This is a genomic window from Nocardiopsis valliformis DSM 45023, assembly GCF_000340985.1.
Classification (GTDB): domain Bacteria; phylum Actinomycetota; class Actinomycetes; order Streptosporangiales; family Streptosporangiaceae; genus Nocardiopsis; species Nocardiopsis exhalans.
Genome location: NZ_ANAZ01000002.1, coordinates 266,959 through 283,695 on the forward strand (window position 1 = coordinate 266,959; position 16,737 = coordinate 283,695).

At 69.7% G+C, this 16,737-nt stretch carries 14 protein-coding genes; 6 read left to right on the top strand and 8 right to left on the bottom strand.

What is annotated here, in order from left to right; translation table 11 throughout:
• Window positions 1-84: 84 nt before the first annotated feature.
• Window positions 85-1,263, bottom strand: coding sequence for a macrolide family glycosyltransferase (locus D457_RS0101800; protein ID WP_051072847.1), 1,179 nt, complete (start codon window positions 1,261-1,263; stop codon window positions 85-87).
• A 233-nt stretch (window positions 1,264-1,496) separates the two neighbouring features.
• On the opposite strand from D457_RS0101800, the gene D457_RS0101805 reads away from it, so the two are divergent.
• On the top strand, window positions 1,497-1,820 hold the full coding sequence (locus D457_RS0101805) for a putative quinol monooxygenase (RefSeq protein ID WP_017578928.1): 324 nt from the start codon (window positions 1,497-1,499) through the stop codon (window positions 1,818-1,820).
• A 43-nt stretch (window positions 1,821-1,863) separates the two neighbouring features.
• Here the strand turns inward: D457_RS0101805 and D457_RS0101810 are convergent, their stop codons facing one another.
• The 4 genes from D457_RS0101810 to D457_RS0101825 form a co-directional block, all read right to left on the bottom strand.
• Window positions 1,864-2,706: an HdeD family acid-resistance protein gene (locus D457_RS0101810; RefSeq protein WP_017578929.1), complete on the bottom strand. Its 843-nt coding sequence runs from the start codon at window positions 2,704-2,706 to the stop codon at window positions 1,864-1,866.
• Window positions 2,707-2,929: 223 nt separating this feature from the next.
• Window positions 2,930-4,216, bottom strand: coding sequence for a citrate synthase (locus tag D457_RS0101815; RefSeq protein ID WP_017578930.1), 1,287 nt, complete (start codon window positions 4,214-4,216; stop codon window positions 2,930-2,932).
• An 823-nt stretch (window positions 4,217-5,039) separates the two neighbouring features.
• Window positions 5,040-6,665: a peptide chain release factor 3 gene (locus tag D457_RS0101820; protein WP_017578931.1), complete on the bottom strand. Its 1,626-nt coding sequence runs from the start codon at window positions 6,663-6,665 to the stop codon at window positions 5,040-5,042.
• Between the two features lie 211 nt (window positions 6,666-6,876).
• A complete protein-coding gene (locus D457_RS0101825; RefSeq protein ID WP_169542720.1) occupies window positions 6,877-7,608 on the bottom strand; it encodes a TetR/AcrR family transcriptional regulator in 732 nt (243 codons plus the stop codon).
• Between the two features lie 138 nt (window positions 7,609-7,746).
• Here D457_RS0101825 and D457_RS0101830 point away from each other — a divergent pair, with 138 nt between their 5' ends.
• Complete coding sequence (locus D457_RS0101830; protein ID WP_017578933.1) at window positions 7,747-8,901, top strand: acyl-CoA dehydrogenase family protein; 1,155 nt, start codon at window positions 7,747-7,749, stop codon at window positions 8,899-8,901.
• Window positions 8,902-8,999: 98 nt separating this feature from the next.
• On the opposite strand, the gene D457_RS0101835 is transcribed toward D457_RS0101830, so the two are convergent.
• On the bottom strand, window positions 9,000-9,815 hold the full coding sequence (locus D457_RS0101835) for an NAD-dependent epimerase/dehydratase family protein (RefSeq protein ID WP_026116232.1): 816 nt from the start codon (window positions 9,813-9,815) through the stop codon (window positions 9,000-9,002).
• Window positions 9,816-9,923: 108 nt separating this feature from the next.
• On the bottom strand, window positions 9,924-10,166 hold the full coding sequence (locus D457_RS0101840) for a hypothetical protein (protein ID WP_017578935.1): 243 nt from the start codon (window positions 10,164-10,166) through the stop codon (window positions 9,924-9,926).
• Between the two features lie 178 nt (window positions 10,167-10,344).
• Here D457_RS0101840 and D457_RS0101845 point away from each other — a divergent pair, with 178 nt between their 5' ends.
• The 4 genes from D457_RS0101845 to D457_RS0101860 all read left to right on the top strand — a co-directional run bounded on the left by D457_RS0101845 (window position 10,345) and on the right by D457_RS0101860 (window position 14,678).
• A complete protein-coding gene (locus D457_RS0101845; protein WP_017578936.1) occupies window positions 10,345-11,520 on the top strand; it encodes a sensor histidine kinase in 1,176 nt (391 codons plus the stop codon).
• Window positions 11,517-12,224: a response regulator transcription factor gene (locus D457_RS0101850; protein ID WP_086002177.1), complete on the top strand. Its 708-nt coding sequence runs from the start codon at window positions 11,517-11,519 to the stop codon at window positions 12,222-12,224. The genes D457_RS0101845 and D457_RS0101850 overlap by 4 nt, the downstream gene beginning before the upstream one ends.
• A gap of 88 nt (window positions 12,225-12,312) precedes the next feature.
• Window positions 12,313-13,761, top strand: coding sequence for a glutamate decarboxylase (locus D457_RS0101855; RefSeq protein WP_239645979.1), 1,449 nt, complete (start codon window positions 12,313-12,315; stop codon window positions 13,759-13,761).
• On the top strand, window positions 13,758-14,678 hold the full coding sequence (locus D457_RS0101860) for a glutaminase (protein WP_017578939.1): 921 nt from the start codon (window positions 13,758-13,760) through the stop codon (window positions 14,676-14,678). Before D457_RS0101855 ends, D457_RS0101860 begins: the two co-directional genes overlap by 4 nt.
• A 52-nt stretch (window positions 14,679-14,730) precedes the next feature.
• Here D457_RS0101860 and D457_RS0101865 read toward each other — a convergent pair whose 3' ends face one another.
• Window positions 14,731-16,500, bottom strand: a complete 1,770-nt coding sequence (locus D457_RS0101865; RefSeq protein ID WP_017578940.1) for a serine/threonine-protein kinase — start codon at window positions 16,498-16,500, stop codon at window positions 14,731-14,733.
• Window positions 16,501-16,737 lie beyond the last annotated feature (237 nt).

Genomic DNA, 16,737 nt, shown 5'->3' on the forward strand with positions numbered 1-16,737 from the left:
TGGCGTCGACGAAGCACGGCGGTGCGCCGTACCCGCCAAGGGCACGGCGCACCGCCGTCATGGGAAGAGGTGTCGCGGAGAGGGCTACTCGGCGGTTCCGGCCGCCTCGGCCGCCTTCCGGGCTTCGGTCTCGATGAGGTCGGCCGCGTAGGAGGTGCCGCTCTCCTGGAGCCGGGCGCTGATCCCAGCCAGGCGTTCGTCCACCGCCGGGTCGGAAGTGAGGTCGAGCAGGGCCGCCCGCAGTGCCTCGGGAGTGGCGTCCGCGGTGTCGATCCGGCGGGCCACCCCGACCTCCTGGAGGCGGTCGGCGTTGTCGAACTGGTCGGCCGCCTGGGGCACCGCGATCATCGGCGTGGCCGTGTACAGGCCCTCGCTGGAACCGCCCATCCCCGCGTGGGTGACGAAGGCGTCCGCCTGGCGGAGGATGTCCAGCTGCGGTACCCAGGAGCGGACTTCGACGTTGGCGGGGATCGCGCCCAGGTCGTCGGCGTTCACGTACTCGCCGACCTGGAGCACCGTGTGCCAGCCGGGCAGGTCGCCGAAGGCCTTCAGGCAGGAACGGTAGAACTCCGGCTGCCGGGTGAAGGCCGAGCCCAGGGAGACCAGCAGGATTCGCTCGGCGTCCGCGGGCCTGGTCCAGTGGCCCTGGTACGCGCGCTCACCGAGGCACGGGCCCACGAACGTGACCGCGTCGGAGACGGTGCCGGCGAAGGGCTGCATCTCACGCGGGATCATCGCCAGCGCGCGGTCCGGGACCCCGGCGAAGTTCGTGTGGTCCAGCTCGGTGACGCCGTTCTCGGTCAGCCAGGAATCGAACTTGGCGAAGTGCCCGGTCGCGCCGGGCTGCTCGCGCAGCCACTCCAGGACGGTGTCCGCGTAGTCGGCCCAGGCCACGTAGGTCGGGGAGAGCTGCACGGACGGAATGCCCCAGTTGATCGCCAGGACCCGGGCCGCGTAGCCGCCGATGTCGTACAGGAACAGGTCCGGGCGGTCGTTCTCGTAGGCCTCGCGGAGCACGGGCAAGGAGTTGATGGCGTCGTCGAGGAAGATGTCCATCCCCTCGATCGGGTCGTCACCCCACTCCTCGTCCCCGGTGGGCAGGGTGGTGGTGAAGTGGACGAGTTCAGCGCCGGTCGAGGCGATGAAGTCTCCGACCCGGTCCACGGGGTCGTTGGCGTAGGTGACGCGGTGGCCGCGGGCGATCAGCTCCCGGATGATCTCCAGGCTGGGCAGGACGTGGCTCACGGCGGGGACCCCGACCATGGCGATGTGCAGGCGGCGAGTCAAGGTGCTTCTCCAGGGGCTCTCTACGGGTAGGACTGGCGGGCGCCTGTCCCCTGTGTTCGCGTGGATGGAGGGGACGGCGCGGGGGGTCGGGGACGCCGGGGGTCCTAGCCGTAGATCTGGTGGAAGCACATGCGCCCTAGGCTAGGGCAGCCCTGCGCCCGGCGTCCAACGCTTTTCCGGGCGCACACGTGACAGAGAAGAGCCAGGTCGTGCCCGTGTCCCCCGCGTCCCCCGTCGCGCTGGTGATCTCGCTCCGGGCCCTGCCCGGGCAGCGTGCGGCGTTCCTCGCCGGGATCTCCCGCAACGCCTCGTACGCGCTGCGGGACGAACCGGGCTGCCTGCGCTTCGACGTGGTCGGCGACCCCGGGGACCCGGACGCCTTCTGGGTGTACGAGGTCTTCGCGGACGAGGACGCGCTGGCCGCGCACCGGCTCACCCCGCACTTCCTGGCATGGCAGGAGGAGAAAGCCGAGCTGGTCGTCCCCGGAAGCCAGGTCAACCGGCTCGGCCCCCTCCTCGTCAGCGAGGGCTGAGACCCTTCACGGTCCTGCGCGGTCCTGCGAACCCGTTGTGGCGTTACAGGGTGCCGGGGTCGTCGGGACGCTCCTTCTGGGCCCGGTGCCGACCGGCTCTGGGCGCCGCGGTCTCGTCCTCGGCCACCTCCGGGATCTGGTCGGGGTTCCGCTGGTCGCCGCGGTAGCCGTCGCTGTAGCCGCCCGCGTAACCCTCGTCGAAGGCGCTCACCGGGCGCTCCTCGCCCGTGGGCTCCGCACCGGACTCCGCCGTGGATCCACCCACGTCGCCGGACCCGCCGAAGTCCTCGGTGTCGGCGGCCATCGCCTGTTCTTCTCCTGTGCTGAAGCCGTCGGCGGCACCCCGCAGCCGGAAGCCCGCGGCCGCCATGACCACACCGAACACAATCGCGTAGGCACCGACGACCCACATGATCACCTGGGCACCGGCCAGCGGCCAGAACCACACCAGGAGACCGAAGATCACCGAGAGCGCGCCGACGAAGATCAGCAGCCACTCGGAGCTGATCTGGGCGCGCAGCCGCACCGCGGTGACGATCTCCGCGACACCGGTGACGATGGCCCAGGCACCGATGAGGAAGACCAGCGCGATGACCGCGGCCATCGGCCAGATCAGGGCCATCAGACCCAGCGCGATACTGAGTCCGGCCTGGACTCCCAGAGGCATCCTGTTCCCCGACCCCGCGCGGAAGGCGGTGAAGGCGAGCACGACTCCGTCCACGAGCGCGAACGCACCGAAGATGATCGCCAAGGCGATCAAGCTGGCCGCCGGCCAGACGAGAGCGAGCACACCGAAGATCACCGCGGCGACACCGCGTACAACCAGGACCCACCAGTTACGGCTCAGCTCTGCGAGCATGTTGCCGGCCAACGCGTACCGGACCATAGCCAGCCCCCTCACTTGCGCGGTCCCGCTCGTGTGCGGGACCACCCTCTGGAACTTCCCTCAACGTCGCATACCGATGACAGAAAGTACGCAAAATGCAGGGAAAGGGAGGTTCTGCTCCGGTGTGACCCTGTGCGCACCGGTCCGGGCCACCACCCCCGGGCACACGAACGCCCGCCCTCGTCGGTGACGTGGGCGGGCGGTCGAGGTACTCCGGAGGGGCTTAGCCCTGGCCGGGGTAACGGCGCTCGGCGGCGCCGATGTAGTGCTGGCGCGGGCGCGCGATCCGGAAGGCCGGGTCGACTGCCTGCTCGCGGAAGTGGGCGACCCAGCCGGGCAGACGGCCGATCGCGAACAACACAGTGAACATGTTGGTCGGGAAGCCCATGGTGCGGTAGATGACGCCGGTGTAGAAGTCGACGTTCGGGTAGAGCTTGCGCTCGGTGAAGTACGAGTCCTGGAGCGCGGCGGCCTCGAGCTTGAGGGCGAGCGCGAAGAGCTCGTCCGGGTTCTCGTGCCGGTCGAGGATCTGGCTGGCCAGAACCTTGATCTCCTTGCTGCGCGGGTCGAAGTTCTTGTAGACCCGGTGCCCGAAGCCCATGAGGCGCATCTCGCGGGCCTTGACCTTCTCCAGGAAGTCCTCGATGGAGATACCGGAGTCGCGGATCTCCTCGAGCATCTCCAGGACGGCCTGGTTGGCGCCGCCGTGGGACGGGCCGGACAGGGCGTTGATACCGGCGGAGACGCTGGAGTAGATGTCGGCCAGCGAGGAACCGACCACGCGCACGGTGGCGGTGGAGCAGTTCAGCTCGTGGTCGGCGTGCAGCACCAGCAGCATGCCGACGGCCTTGTTGAACAGCTCGCCGAGCTCACCCGTGGGCGCCTTGTCACCGAAGGTCATCCGGATGAAGTTGTCGACGTAGTCGAGCGAGGTATCCGGGGCGATCGGCGCCTCGCCGATCGAGTTGCGGTAGATGCGGGCCGCGATCGTCGGCAGCTTGGCCATCAGCCGGATCGTGGCGAGCTCGACCTGGTTCTCGTCGCCCGGGTCGACGCTGTCGTCGTAGTAGGCGGCGAGAGTGTTCACGGCGCTGGCGATCAGCGTCATGGGGTGGCCGTTACGGGGCATCGCGTCGATGAACGCGCCCATCTCGGCCGGGATGTCGGAGTTGTCGCGCAGCTTTTCGGAGAACTCCTTGAGCTGGCCGGGCTCCGGCAGCTCGCCGTAGATCACCAGGTAGGCGGTCTCCAGGAAGGTGCTGTGCACCGCGAGGTCCTCGATCGGGTACCCCCGGTAACGCAGGATGCCCGCGGCCCCATCGATATAGGTGATCTTCGAGCTACACGAGGCGGTGTTGCCGAACCCCGGGTCCAGGGTCGTCATACCGGTCGACCCCAGCAGGGTCTTCAGCTCGATGGTGCTCTCACCCTCGGTACCGGTGAAAACCGGCAGCTTCAGCACGCCGCCCTCGTAGTGGAGCTCCACCGTGCGCTCTTTGTCATCGCTCATGCCCGAGGTCAACCTTTCCAGGCGGGGGATACGTGAGGTGTGTCAGACGCGAGGCGATCCGCCTCCACGTTCTTGATTCACTCGTTATTGTTCTGTTTTGTTAAACGACGGTTAAGCAAAATCATATAAGTTTCACCGATTCACGAACAGGTGACATGCAACACATACCCAGACGTGGTCAGAATTACCGCAGAGTGAAGATTTACAGACTTTGCCGAACGTCGATAACGCCGTGATCGCCCTGAGACTTCACGGACGGCGACGGGGGTCTCCCGCCGTCCGTCCCTCGTCTCCTGAACCGGTCCCCTGGGCGCCCCGAACACACGCGATCTCCGCCCGGCCCCGTCGCGTCGGCCCGCACTTCACAGATGCGGACATACCCGAACAGAGCCCGGTGCGGCCAGCTGTTCGCAAGCGCCCTAGTGGCCTGTTATCAGGGTACCTTCGCCCTGATCACAAGGGCTGGCACGGGGTGGCCCTGGCTCGGTGATCTTGGCCTCTGCCACGCCGCCCGGCGGCCCGGGACGCCCCTCGGAGCGCCCCCTCCCCCCGCTCCAGGGACCTGAGTATGTGCCCCCGGCACGAGATTTCACACACGAGCCGGACGTGGCATTTCTCCCCCTCGCCGGGACCCCTGCTGACAGGCTCGAAGCGGCACGAGAATTCCCCACCGAACAGGACCAAAGTCGACAACGAGTAACCAGCATTCACTCGGGGTAAACAATGCGAACACTCTTTGCCGAAGAATCCAGCACCCGTGGCGGACCCGGTGACGGCACGCGCCCCGAAGAGGTTGCGCGGAGGTGACGAACCTTCTCGGGGGTTACTCGCCCTCGTCGACGCCGCCGGCCAGCAACGCCTCCATGAACAGGGAGGGGTTGTCCCGCTCGATCACCCGCAGGCGCCACTTGTTGTGCACCAGCACCAGGAGTTCACCGTCCGAGCGGCGGCGCAGGACCTCGGCCCCGGACAGCGCGTGCAGGGTCGGAGCCGACTCGGCATCGGTGCGCCGCGCCACCGAGTACTCCAGCGGGGAGGCCTCGATGGGGCTGCGGAACTCCTGCTCCATGCGGTGCTTGACCACGTCGAACTGGAGCGGGCCGACCGCCGCCAGCACCGGGGCCTGTTCGCCGCGCACGTCGGAGGTGAGCACCTGCACCACGCCCTCGGCGTCGAGCTGGGCGATACCGCGCTGGAACTGCTTGTACTTGCCCGCGTCCACCGCGCGTGCCACCACGAAGTGCTCGGGGGCAAAGCTCGGGATCGGCGGGAAGGAGACCTTGGGGCCGGCGTAGAGGGTGTCGCCCACCGCCAGCGTATGGGCGTTGACCAGGGCGATCACGTCACCCGGGTAGGCGGTGTCGATGGTGGAGCGGTCCGAACCGAACACCGCCTGGGTGTACTTGGTGGCGAAGGGGCGGCCGGTGGGCGCGTGGGTGAGCACCATGCCCCGGTCAAAGCGGCCCGAGCTGACCCGCACGAACGCCATCCGGTCCCGGTGGTTCTTGTCCATGTTGGCCTGCATCTTGAAGACCTGGCCGGAGAACGGCTTCTCCACCTCGCGCGGCTTCTCCTTGTCGTCGGCCTTGGCCGACGGCGCGGGGGCGCGGCCCACGATCGTGTCCAGCAGCTGGCCCACACCGAAGTTGGACAGCGCGGCGCCGAACAGCACCGGGGAGGACTCGCCCGCCATGAAGGAATCATGGTCGAAGTCGGCGCCCAGCGCCTCCAGCAGCTCGATCTCCTCCTGTGCCTGCTCCCACGCGTCCAGCTCGACCTCGGCGGCCCGGTCGGCGTCCAGGACCTCCTCGATCGCCTTCTGGGCACCGCCGGGGGTGCGGGTCATCTTGGTGTAGGTGCCGCTCGTGCGGTCGACCAGGCCGCGGAAGTCACCCGCGATACCCACCGGCCAGTTGAGCGGGGTGGGGCGCAGGCCGATGCGCTGCTCGATCTCATCGAGGAGCTCCAGCGGCTCACGGCCCGGCCGGTCCCACTTGTTGACGAACGTGATCACCGGCATCTTGCGGGCCCGGCACACGTCGAAGAGCTTGAGGGTCTGCGGCTCCAGGCCCTTGGCCGAGTCCAGCAGCATGATCGCGCAGTCCACCGCCGAGAGCACCCGGTAGGTGTCCTCGGAGAAGTCGGCGTGACCAGGGGTGTCCAGCAGGTTCAGGACACGGTCGTCGTAGTCGATCCGCAGGGCGGCCGAGGTGATGGAGATCCCCCGGTCCTGTTCCATGTCCATCCAGTCCGAGGTCACACCCTTGCGGTCGCCCTTGCCGTGCACCGCACCGGCGGAGGAGATCGCGGCGGCGTGCAGCGCCAAAGCCTCGGTCAGCGTCGACTTACCGGCGTCGGGGTGGGAGATGACCGCGAAGGTCCGCCGCCGCTCCGCCTCGTGGGCGACCTCTGACTCCTGCTTGGTCGCTCCCGCCGTGTCCACGCTCATCTGCGCTTTCCGCCTCGCCTCGTGTACTGCCCTGGTCGCCTGTCACCCTGTTTCGGGCCCCGTCCAGCCTACGCGCGCGCGGGTGTGGCTGGGACCCGTGTGAGGGACCCGTAGGCGGGCTGCGTCGGTGTGGGGGATCAGCAAGAACAACGTGCGGGCGGGCGGCCGCATTCCGGGGCGTCTACCAGGCGTTACCGCTCTCTACCGACGCCTACCAGTCGCCCTCGACCGCTTCGGAGACCCTGCGCAGCAGGTCGGCAGTGGAGGCCCCGCGCGGGTAGACCGCCACCAGCACGCGTTCGTCTCCCGTTCCGTGGACCTTCCCGGCCTTCCCGACGCTCTCGGTTTCCCCCGTCCCGGGGCTCCGACCGCCATCGAGCAGGGGGGCGGCCAGGTCGGCGACCCTGGCCATCGCCTCGTCGAAGCGTTCCCACACCCGGCCCCCGTCAGGCTCGCGCAGCCACCCGCGCAGCACGTGGTTGTGCGCAGCGATCAGGGCCGCCGCGACCACCTCGACCTCCAGGGACGGGCGGTCACCACCGACACTCTGGCTCAGGTAACGGCTGAAAGCGGCCTGGTACCGCGCCGTCATCGCCACCTCCCGGTCCCGCAGCCGAGGGTGGGCGCGCACCAGCCGGTACCGCGGCACGGTGATCTCGGGGTCGCGGACGTACCCCTGGAAGACCAGGCGCGCGGCGGCGACCACCGTGGTCATGGGGCTCTCCGGTGAGGCCTCCATGTACCGCACGACCGTCTCGAAGAGCTCGTCGTGCTCGGCGAAGAGCAGGTCCTCCTTGGAGCCGAACCTGCGGAAGAGGCTCCGGCGGCTCACCCCGGTGGCGGCAGCGATGCCGTCCATGGTGGTGCTGTCGAAACCCTCGTCGGTGAACAGCCGCACGGCCGCCAGTACGGCCTCGCGGGTCGACACACGTGTCGGTGCCATGCCCACCTCCTCACCTTTCCCGGCGACTCGTCCGGCGACAAGGTATCCGACCCTGTCTGTGTACTTCACACCGATCATCTCTTACCCTGGCACTGAATGCCATATCCAGGCACGCGGTGCCAAAGCAAGGAGAGCGTGATGGGCGACTTCGATCTGTTCAAGACCAACGAGGAGCACGAGGAGCTGCGGGCGGCGGTCCGCTCGGTGGCCGAGGACAAGATCGCTCCGCACGCCGCCGAGGTGGACGAGAAGTCCGCCTTCCCGCAGGACGCCCTCGACGCCCTGGTCGCCACCGACTTCCACGCCGCGCACATCGCCGAGGACTACGAGGGCGTGGGCGCCGACGCGCTCGCCACCTGCATCATCATCGAGGAGGTGGCCCGCGTCTGTGCCTCCTCCTCCCTGATCCCCGCAGTGAACAAGCTCGGCACCATGCCGGTAATCCTGGGCGGCTCCGAGGAGGTCAAGCAGCGCTACCTGACCCCCGTCGCGCGCGGCGAGGCGATGTTCTCCTACGGCCTGTCCGAGCGCGAGGCCGGTTCCGACACCGCTTCCATGCGCAGCCTGGCCACCCCCAAGGGCGACGACTGGGTCCTCAACGGCCAGAAGTCCTGGATCACCAACGCCGGTGTCAGCGAGTACTACACCGTGCTGGCCGTGACCGACCCCGAGGGCAAGCGCGGCCGCAACATCTCGGCCTTCGTCGTGCACGCCGACGACCCGGGTTTCACCCTGGGCGAGCCCGAGCGCAAGCTCGGCATCAAGGGCTCCCCCACCCGTGAGCTGTTCTTCGACGACGTCCACATCCCCGGTGACCGCATCATCGGCGCCCCGGGCGAGGGCCTCAAAATCGCCCTGCGCACCCTGGACCACACCCGTGTCACCATCGGCGCGCAGGCCGTCGGCATCGCCCAGGGCGCCCTGGACCACGCCGTGGCCTACGTCAAGGAGCGCAAGCAGTTCGGCAAGGCCGTCGCCGACTTCCAGGGCATCCAGTTCATGCTGGCCGACATGGCCATGAAGCTGGAGACCGCCCGCCAGATGGTCTACGTTGCCGCCGCCAAGTCCGAGCGCGGCGACGACGACCTGGCCTTCTACGGTGCCGCTGCCAAGTGCTACGCCTCCGACGCCGCCATGGAGATCACCACCGACGCCGTGCAGCTGCTGGGCGGCGCCGGTTACGTGAAGGACTTCCCGCTGGAGCGCATGATGCGCGACGCCAAGATCACCCAGATCTACGAGGGCACCAACCAGATCCAGCGCATGGTGATGGCCCGCCAGCTGCTCAAGTAAGCCGCTGACGGACCCCAAGAGCTGACAGAGCCCGCCCCGGACGCCCGTCTCCCCTGGTGGAGGCGGGCGTTCGGCTTTCCGTCCCTGTTCCGGCCCGGCTACTTCACCGCTTCGCGGACGAACTTGGCCATGGGCACGGGATCGCGACCCAAAGCCCGGCGGACGTCCTCGGTGACGATCGCGGCCTGGCCGTTGGCGATGGCCCGGAACCGTTCGTTGAGGGTGTCCACGTACCGGTCCGACCAGCCCATGTCGGTGGCCCGGAAGTAGAACCCGGCCTCGTCGACCTTCTTGAACCGCCACACCGGGCTCTCCGTGCCCTTGGTCATCCGGACCACCTCGCGGAAGGTGACCGGTGCCGGGCCGGTGAGCGTGTACTCGCGGCCGTGGTGCGCCTCGTCGGTGAGCGCGGCCACGACGGTGTGGGTGACGTCGCGAGCGTCCACGAAGCTGACCGAAGCGCGCTTAGACAGAGGAAGCTCCAGCCGTCCGTTGCGCGAGCGCGCCAGTCGGGCGAAGAGGCCTTCGGTGAAGTCCTGGTCCAGCCAGTTGGGGCGGACCACCGTCCAGTGGTCGAACAGCTCACGGACCCGGCGCTCCAGGACGCGCTGTTCGGAGTCGGGCGGCCCGCTCTCGGTGCCCATCGCGGTGGTCAGCACCGCCGTGCGCACCTTCGCCTCGGCGGCCCGTTCGAGGAAGGCCCCGACCCGGTCGGAGAGCCCGCTGGCCATGGGGACCGTCACGAACAGGCTCTCCACGTCCTTCAGCGCCGGTTCCCAGCTGGTGGTGTCGGTCCAGTCCAGTCGCACCTCACCGTCCCTGGAGGCACCGGCGGCGGGCAGGCCACGTCTGCGCAGTTCGGTCAGGACACGTCGGCCCACCTGTCCGGTGGCGCCAGTGACCAGTGTGCTCATCGGGTGATCCCCCAGGTTCACGCGCGGGTGCTCCGCCTGCTGACGCTACCTACTCCCGTGCGCGGAACGAGCGCGAAACGGCGTACCGGGCCGTTTCGGGGCCGGGGTTCAGTCGCGCTGCCGGGAGGAAGCCAGCGATTCCACCGCGATGACGAGCACGATCCCGCAGGCGCCCAGACCCAGGTTTGCCAACAGGGCGCTCTCCTGGAGCACGGCGACGTTCTGGACCACCAGGCGGTTGAAGGCGTTGAGCACGATACCGAGGATCGGCTGGGTCCAGAGATGGTCGATCGCACCGCTGACCCCCATGAGGGCCAGGAGGGCTCCCAGGCCCTGGAGGAACTGACGCATACCGTCGAACCTAGGCAGCGCCGCTCCCCTTCCGCATCAGCCGATGGCCTCTCCTTTCCTGACCCAGGTCTACCGCCACCACCTGCGGGTTCGACCAAAGTAGGGAATCGTGCGTCCTTGGTACCGCTCCCTGGCCGGAGACTCCTCCCGCGGAGTGTCCGCTCTTAGACTCTCAGCGATGAACGACACGACCCTGTCCCGCCAGGCCTACCGGCGCAGTGCGCGCGACTGGGTCGTGGACTCGCTGATGTTCCTGATCGCCCTGGGGTTCGGGCTGCTCGGCGCGGTGACAGTCCCTGGCGAACCACCGCCCCCGCCCAAACCCGAGCTGTTCACCATGGCCGACCAACTGGTCGCGCTGGGCGGCTGCCTGGCCCTGTGGTGGCGCCGCCGCTGGCCCGTGCGGATCGCGGTGGTGCTGGTGCTGCTCTCAGCGGTCTTCCCGCTGGTGGGCGGGGCTATGCTCGCCGCCCTGTTCTCGCTGTGCGTGCACCGTCCGCCCAAGGTGGGGCTCGCGGTACTGGCACTGGGTGTCCTGGCCTCCTACGTCAACCTTCTGCTCCACCCCGCCGAGCACGGCGCGCCCTTCCTGGTGATGTTTCTGCTGAGCACGGTCCTCCTGGGCGCGGTCGCCGGGTGGGGGATCTCCGTCCAGCACCGCCGCCAGCTGTACGCGTCGCTGCGGGAGCGGGCCGTGCACGCCGAGGCCGAGGCCCAGCTGCGCGCCGAGCACGCCCAGCACCGGGTGCGCGAGTCCATCGCCCGCGAGATCCACGACGTCCTCGGCCACCGGCTATCCCTGCTCAGCGTGCATGCGGGCGCCCTGGAGTACCGCCCGGACGCCTCGCCCGAGGAGGTCGGCCGGTCCGCGAAGGTGATCCGGGAGAGCGCCCACCAGGCACTCCAGGACCTGCGCGAGGTGATCGGGGTGCTGCGCGCCCCCGTGGGCGAACTTCCGCAGCCGACCATGGCCGACCTCGCGCAGCTGGTCGAGGAGGCCGGTGACGCGGGCGCGGGGGTGGAGTTCGTCGAGGAGTACACGGGCACCGTCCCGGAGCGGACCGGCCGCACGGCCTACCGGATCGTCCAGGAGGCGCTGACCAACGCCCGCAAGCACGCGCCCGGGGCCCACACGTCAGTGCGCGTCTCCGGCTCCCCGGGCCGGGGGCTGAACGTGGACGTGCTCAACGGGCCCGCCACCCGTGCCGCGGAGCCCCCCAACCGCGGCCCCGGGAACGGCCAGGGCCTGGTCGGGCTCACTGAACGTGTCTCCCTTGCCTCCGGCCGGCTGGAGTACGGCCGGACCGCCGATGGTGGCTGGAGTCTGTCAGCGTGGCTACCGTGGCCCTCATGAGCGAAGCAGAGCAGAACACCGGGCAGGGCGCGGAACGACGGATCGGCGTGCTGATCGTCGACGACGACGCCCTGGTGCGGGTCGGCCTGGTGATGATGATGGGCGGCGCACCGGACGTGCGCGTGCTGGCCGAGGCCGAGGACGGCGGCGCGGTCCTGGACCTGGTCAAGCGGCACTCGCCCGACGTCGTCCTGATGGACATCCGGATGCCCACGGTGGACGGGCTGACCACCACCGAAAGGCTGCGCGCCCTGCCCGACCCGCCGGAGGTGCTGGTGCTCACCACCTTCGACGCCGACGAACACGTGCTGCGCGCCCTGCGGGCGGGGGCGGCCGGATTCCTGCTCAAGGACACCCCGCCCGAGGAGATCGTGGAGTCGGTCCGGCGGGTGGCGCGGGGTTTCCCCGTCCTGTCCCCCGCCGTGACCCGGCGGCTGATGGACCGGGTCGCCCACGCCGACCACAGTGAGCGCGCGGGCCGGGCCCGCGACCGGCTGTCCGTGCTGAACACCCGGGAGACCGAGGTGGCGGTGGCGGTCGGCCAGGGCCGCTCCAACGCGGACATCGCCGCGCGGCTGTTCCTGAGCGTGCCGACCGTCAAGACCCACGTGTCCAGCATCCTCACCAAGCTGGACCTCAACAACCGGGTGCAGGTCGCCCTGCTGGTACACGACGCGAACCTCGTGGACGAGGCTCAGGGCTGACCCGCCCGGTCGTCCCGGACACGCCGGACCCCCGCTGGCCTTCCCGGTTCCGACCGCCCCCAGCTCGCATACTTGGCGTGACCGGACCATGACGACGAGCGCGGGGGCTTCGATGGGCAGGCACGAGAGCAGGAACGACGCCGACGTCTACACCGAACAGCTGATGCGCCACGGCGCCCCCAAGACCGGTTTCCCGGACCGGGGCACCGAGGCGCGCCTGGCCTACCAGTTGGTCCACGACGAGCTCATGCTCGACGGCGTCGCCCGGATGAACCTCGCCACCTTCTGCACCACCTGGGCCGAGCCCGAGGTGCACAAGCTGATGGACGAGTCACTCGACAAGAACATGATCGACAAGGACGAGTACCCGCAGACCGCGGAGCTGGAGCGGCGCTGCGTGCGCATGCTCGCCGACCTGTGGCACGCGCCCGACCCGGCCGGAACCGCGGGCACCTCCACCACCGGGTCCAGCGAGGCCGCCATGCTCGGCGGGCTGGCCGCCAAGTTCGCCTGGCGCGAGCGCCGCCGCTCCGAGGGCAGGCCGGCTGACCGGCCCAACTTCGTCTGTGGGCCCGTCCAGGTGTGCTGGGAGAAGTTCGCCCGTTACTTCGACGTCGAGATCCGGCAGGTCCCGCTGAGCGGCGACACGTATTTCCTGACCCCGGACGACATCGAGCGCTACTGCGACGAGAACACCGTCATGGTCGTCTGCAACTTCGGTCAGACCTTCACCGGGCTGTTCGAGGACGTCAAGGGGATCTCGGATGCCCTCGACCGCTTCCAGGAGCGCACCGGCCACGACATCCGGATCCACGTGGACGCTGCCAACGGCGCCTTCGCCGCCCCGTTCGTCAACCCCGACCTGGTCTGGGACTTCCGGCTGCCGCGGGTGCGCTCGATCAACGCCTCCGGCCACAAGAGCGGACTCGCGCCGCTGGGCGCGGGCTGGGCGATCTGGCGCACCGAGGAGGACCTGCCCGAGGACCTGGTCTTCCGGGTCGACTACCTGGGCGGGAACGAGGCGACCTTCAACCTGAACTTCTCCCGGCCCGGCGGCCAGGTCGTCGCCCAGTACTACGACTTCGTCCGGCTGGGCCGCGAGGGCTACCGGCTCGTGCACTCGGCCCTGTACGAGACCGCACAGCACCTGGCCGAGCGCATCAGCGCGTTGGGGCCGTTCGAGGTCATCCACGGCGGTGACCCGGACCGGGGCATCAGCGCCGTGGCCTGGCGGATGACCGGCGACGAACCCTTCACTCCCTACGACCTCGCCGACCGGCTGCGCACCCGGGGCTGGCTCGTGCCCGCCTACCCCCTGTCCGCCGACCGCCAGGACGAGGTCGTCCAGCGTGTGCTGGTGCGGCACGGGTTCAGCCGCGACATGGCCGACCTGCTCCTGGACGACCTGGTCCGCAGTATCGAGCACCTGCGCAGGCACCCGCCCGCGACCTCACTCGACCAGGACGAGGCCGGGGGCTTCAACCACGGCGCCCGCTCCGCGCCCGGACCCTCCCTCGGCGGGGGCGGCCGGGGATGAGCGAGGACTACTACCAGCACGTCCTGGCCCAGGTCGCCGAGCACACCCGGCCGCACATCGGGGCCGGTACCGTCGCCGACTACATCCCGCAGCTGGGCGGGGTGGACCCGAACCAGTTCGGGTTCGCGGTGGCCGCCGTCGACGGCCGCGTGCACTCGGTGGGCGACGCGACCACCCGGTTCTCGATGCAGAGCATCACCAAGGTGTTCACCCTGGCGCTGGTGATGAGCCGCAGGAACCACAACGTGTGGACACGGGTCCACCGCGAGCCCTCGGGCAGCGCGTTCAACTCGCTGTACCAGCTGGAGTTCGAGAACGGCATCGCCCGCAACCCGTTCATCAACCCGGGCGCGATCGTGGTCACCGACCAGCTGCTCAGCAACACCGGCGACGCGTTCGGCGCGCTGCGGGACCTGCTGCGCACGGAGAGCGGCAACCCGGAGCTGGACGCGGACCCGGTGACCGCCGCCTCCGAGCGGGACACGGGGGACCGCAACCGGTCCCTGGCCTATCTGATGGCCAGCTTCGGCAACATGCGCAACCCGGTGCCGGAGGTCCTCGACCACTACTTCCGGCAGTGCTCGATCACCGTCAGCTGCGAGGAGCTGGCCCTGGCCGGGCTCCTGCTGGCCCGGCACGGGCGGCGGGCCGACGGCTCCGACCTGCTCAGCCGCGGTGAGGCCCGCCGCATCATGGCGCTGATGCTCACCTGCGGCACCTACGACTCGGCGGGCGAGTTCGCGTTCCGGATCGGCCTGCCGTGCAAGAGCGGGGTCGGCGGCGGGATGCTCGCGATCGTGCCCGGCCACTACTCACTGGCGGCGTGGGGCCCGGGCCTGGGTCCCAAGGGCAACTCGGTGTCGGCGGCGGTGGCTCTGGAGGCCTTCACCGACATCACCAGCTGCTCGGTGTTCTGAGGGACGCCCCGGGCCCCGGGGCGGTCCCGCCGCCCCGGGTCCGAACGCGGCGCTAGCCGGCGGGTTCGAAGGACTCCGCGAGGCGGTCGAGGAGGTCGTGGTTGTAGTCCTGGTCCTCACCGCTCACCAGGAACAGCGCGTACCCGATGTTCTCGGTGTGGAAGCCGCGGTTGATGGCGTGCATCTCGCCGTTGCGGCCGCGGAAGGTGAACTCCCAGTCAGCGGCGCTGACGTAGTCGTCGGCCCAGTCCGCGTCCACGTCCTCGATCCCGATCAGCGAGTAACCGGAGAAGTTCTGGCGGCCGGTCGGCTCGAAGTCGCGCCAGTCGTCACCGGCGTCGTCGTTCGGGTTGGAGGTCTGGTCGACCTGGAGGTAGCCGCCGTCCGGGTTGCGGAAGAAGACCGAGCTGTTCCGGCGCTCAACGTCCCAGCCCTCGGGCACGTCCACAGAGAAGCCGGTGGAGTCCTCGTGGCGGACGAGGAAGTCCCACCGGTCGTCCTCGTCTTCCTCCTCCGCGTCCTCCGGCTCCTCGTCGGCGCCCTCGTCCCCACCGTCGCTGTCACCACCCGCGGCGGCCTCGGCATCGCTGTCGTCCTCGGGCTCCTCTTCCTCGGTGGCACCGGCGGCGGGCTGCTCCTCGCTGGACCCGGCCAGCCCGGCGTCCGGGTCACCCGGGCGGTTCATGCTGACGAACAGCGTGGTCGCGGCGGCGGCGACCAGCAGGACGAACACGGCCGCGACGACCATGAGCATGCGCTTGCGGGAGGCCGCCGCTTCCTCACGGGTGTGCCGGGGGACGTCGGCGGGCGGCGGGGCGGCCCCGGCCGCGGACCGGGCGGCGACCGGGGCCGACACGGCGGCGCTCACCGCGCGGTCCACCGTGCCCTGGTCGGTGACCTTGTTCCAGTCCGGTTCGGCCGCCGGGTCGGCGGGCTCCAGCGCGGGTTCGGTCGGGGCGAGGGCGGGTGCGACCGTGGTGGTGGCCGCCCCGGCCGAGTCCCGGATCTCCCGCAGCAGGGTGCGCACCTCGAGCACGCTCGGGCGGTCCTCGGGGCGCTTCTCGGTGAGAGCCTCCAGGACCGGGCGGAGCGCGCCCGCGTTGGGGGTCTCCGGCAGCTCCTGGGTGACGATGGCGGTCAGCGTGGCCATCGGGGTGGGCCGGTCGAAGGGCAGTCCGCCCTCCACCGCCTGGTAGAGGGTGATGCCGAGCGCCCACATGTCGGAGGCGGACGTGGCCGAGTGTCCGTGCGCGATCTCCGGCGCCAGGTAGCTCGGCGAGCCAATCAGCAGCCCGGTGCTGGTCAGGTGGGTGGACCCGTCCAGGTGGGCGATACCGAAGTCGGTGAGGACCGCCCGGTCGTTCCCCGCGATGAGCACGTTGCCCGGCTTGATGTCGCGGTGCACGATGCCCCGGTCGTGTGCCTCGGCCAGACCGGCGGCCATCTGCTCACCGATGTTGGCCGCGCGGCGGACGTCCAGGACGCCCTGGTCCTTGATGACGTCGCCGAGGGAGGGGCCGCGCACCAGCTCCATCACGATCCACGGGCGCCCGTCCTCCTCGGCCACGTCGAACACCGTGATGATGGCCGGGTGGCTGAGCTGGGCGGCGCTGCGGGCCTCGCGGATCATGCGGGTGCGCAGGACCTCGACCTCGTGCGGCGGCAGGTTCGGCGGCGTGGTGAGTTCCTTGACCGCGACCGTCCGGCCCAGCAGGGTGTCCGTGCCCCGCCAGACCCGGCCCATACCGCCCGCGCCGATGATCTCGTCCAGGCGGTACCGGTTGACCAAGATGCGGCCGGGGTCGGCTTCCGAACTGTTCATGTGTGCGCGCAATCCTCTTCGGGGAAGGGGGCCTTCCGTAGCAGGAGGGCAGGCCAGTGGAGGGGGAACGGTACAGGGGCCAGTACAGGGGGATGGTGTCGGGGGTCGTGGGGGACCCTGCTGAGTCTAGGAGCCCGGGCCCGTTCTTTGGTGCTCCCCCGAAAGTGCCAACAGTGTTCCCAGAAGTTGACAGACCCTCCCAAAACCCTCCTGAAAAGCGAAGATCCCGCCCCGGGC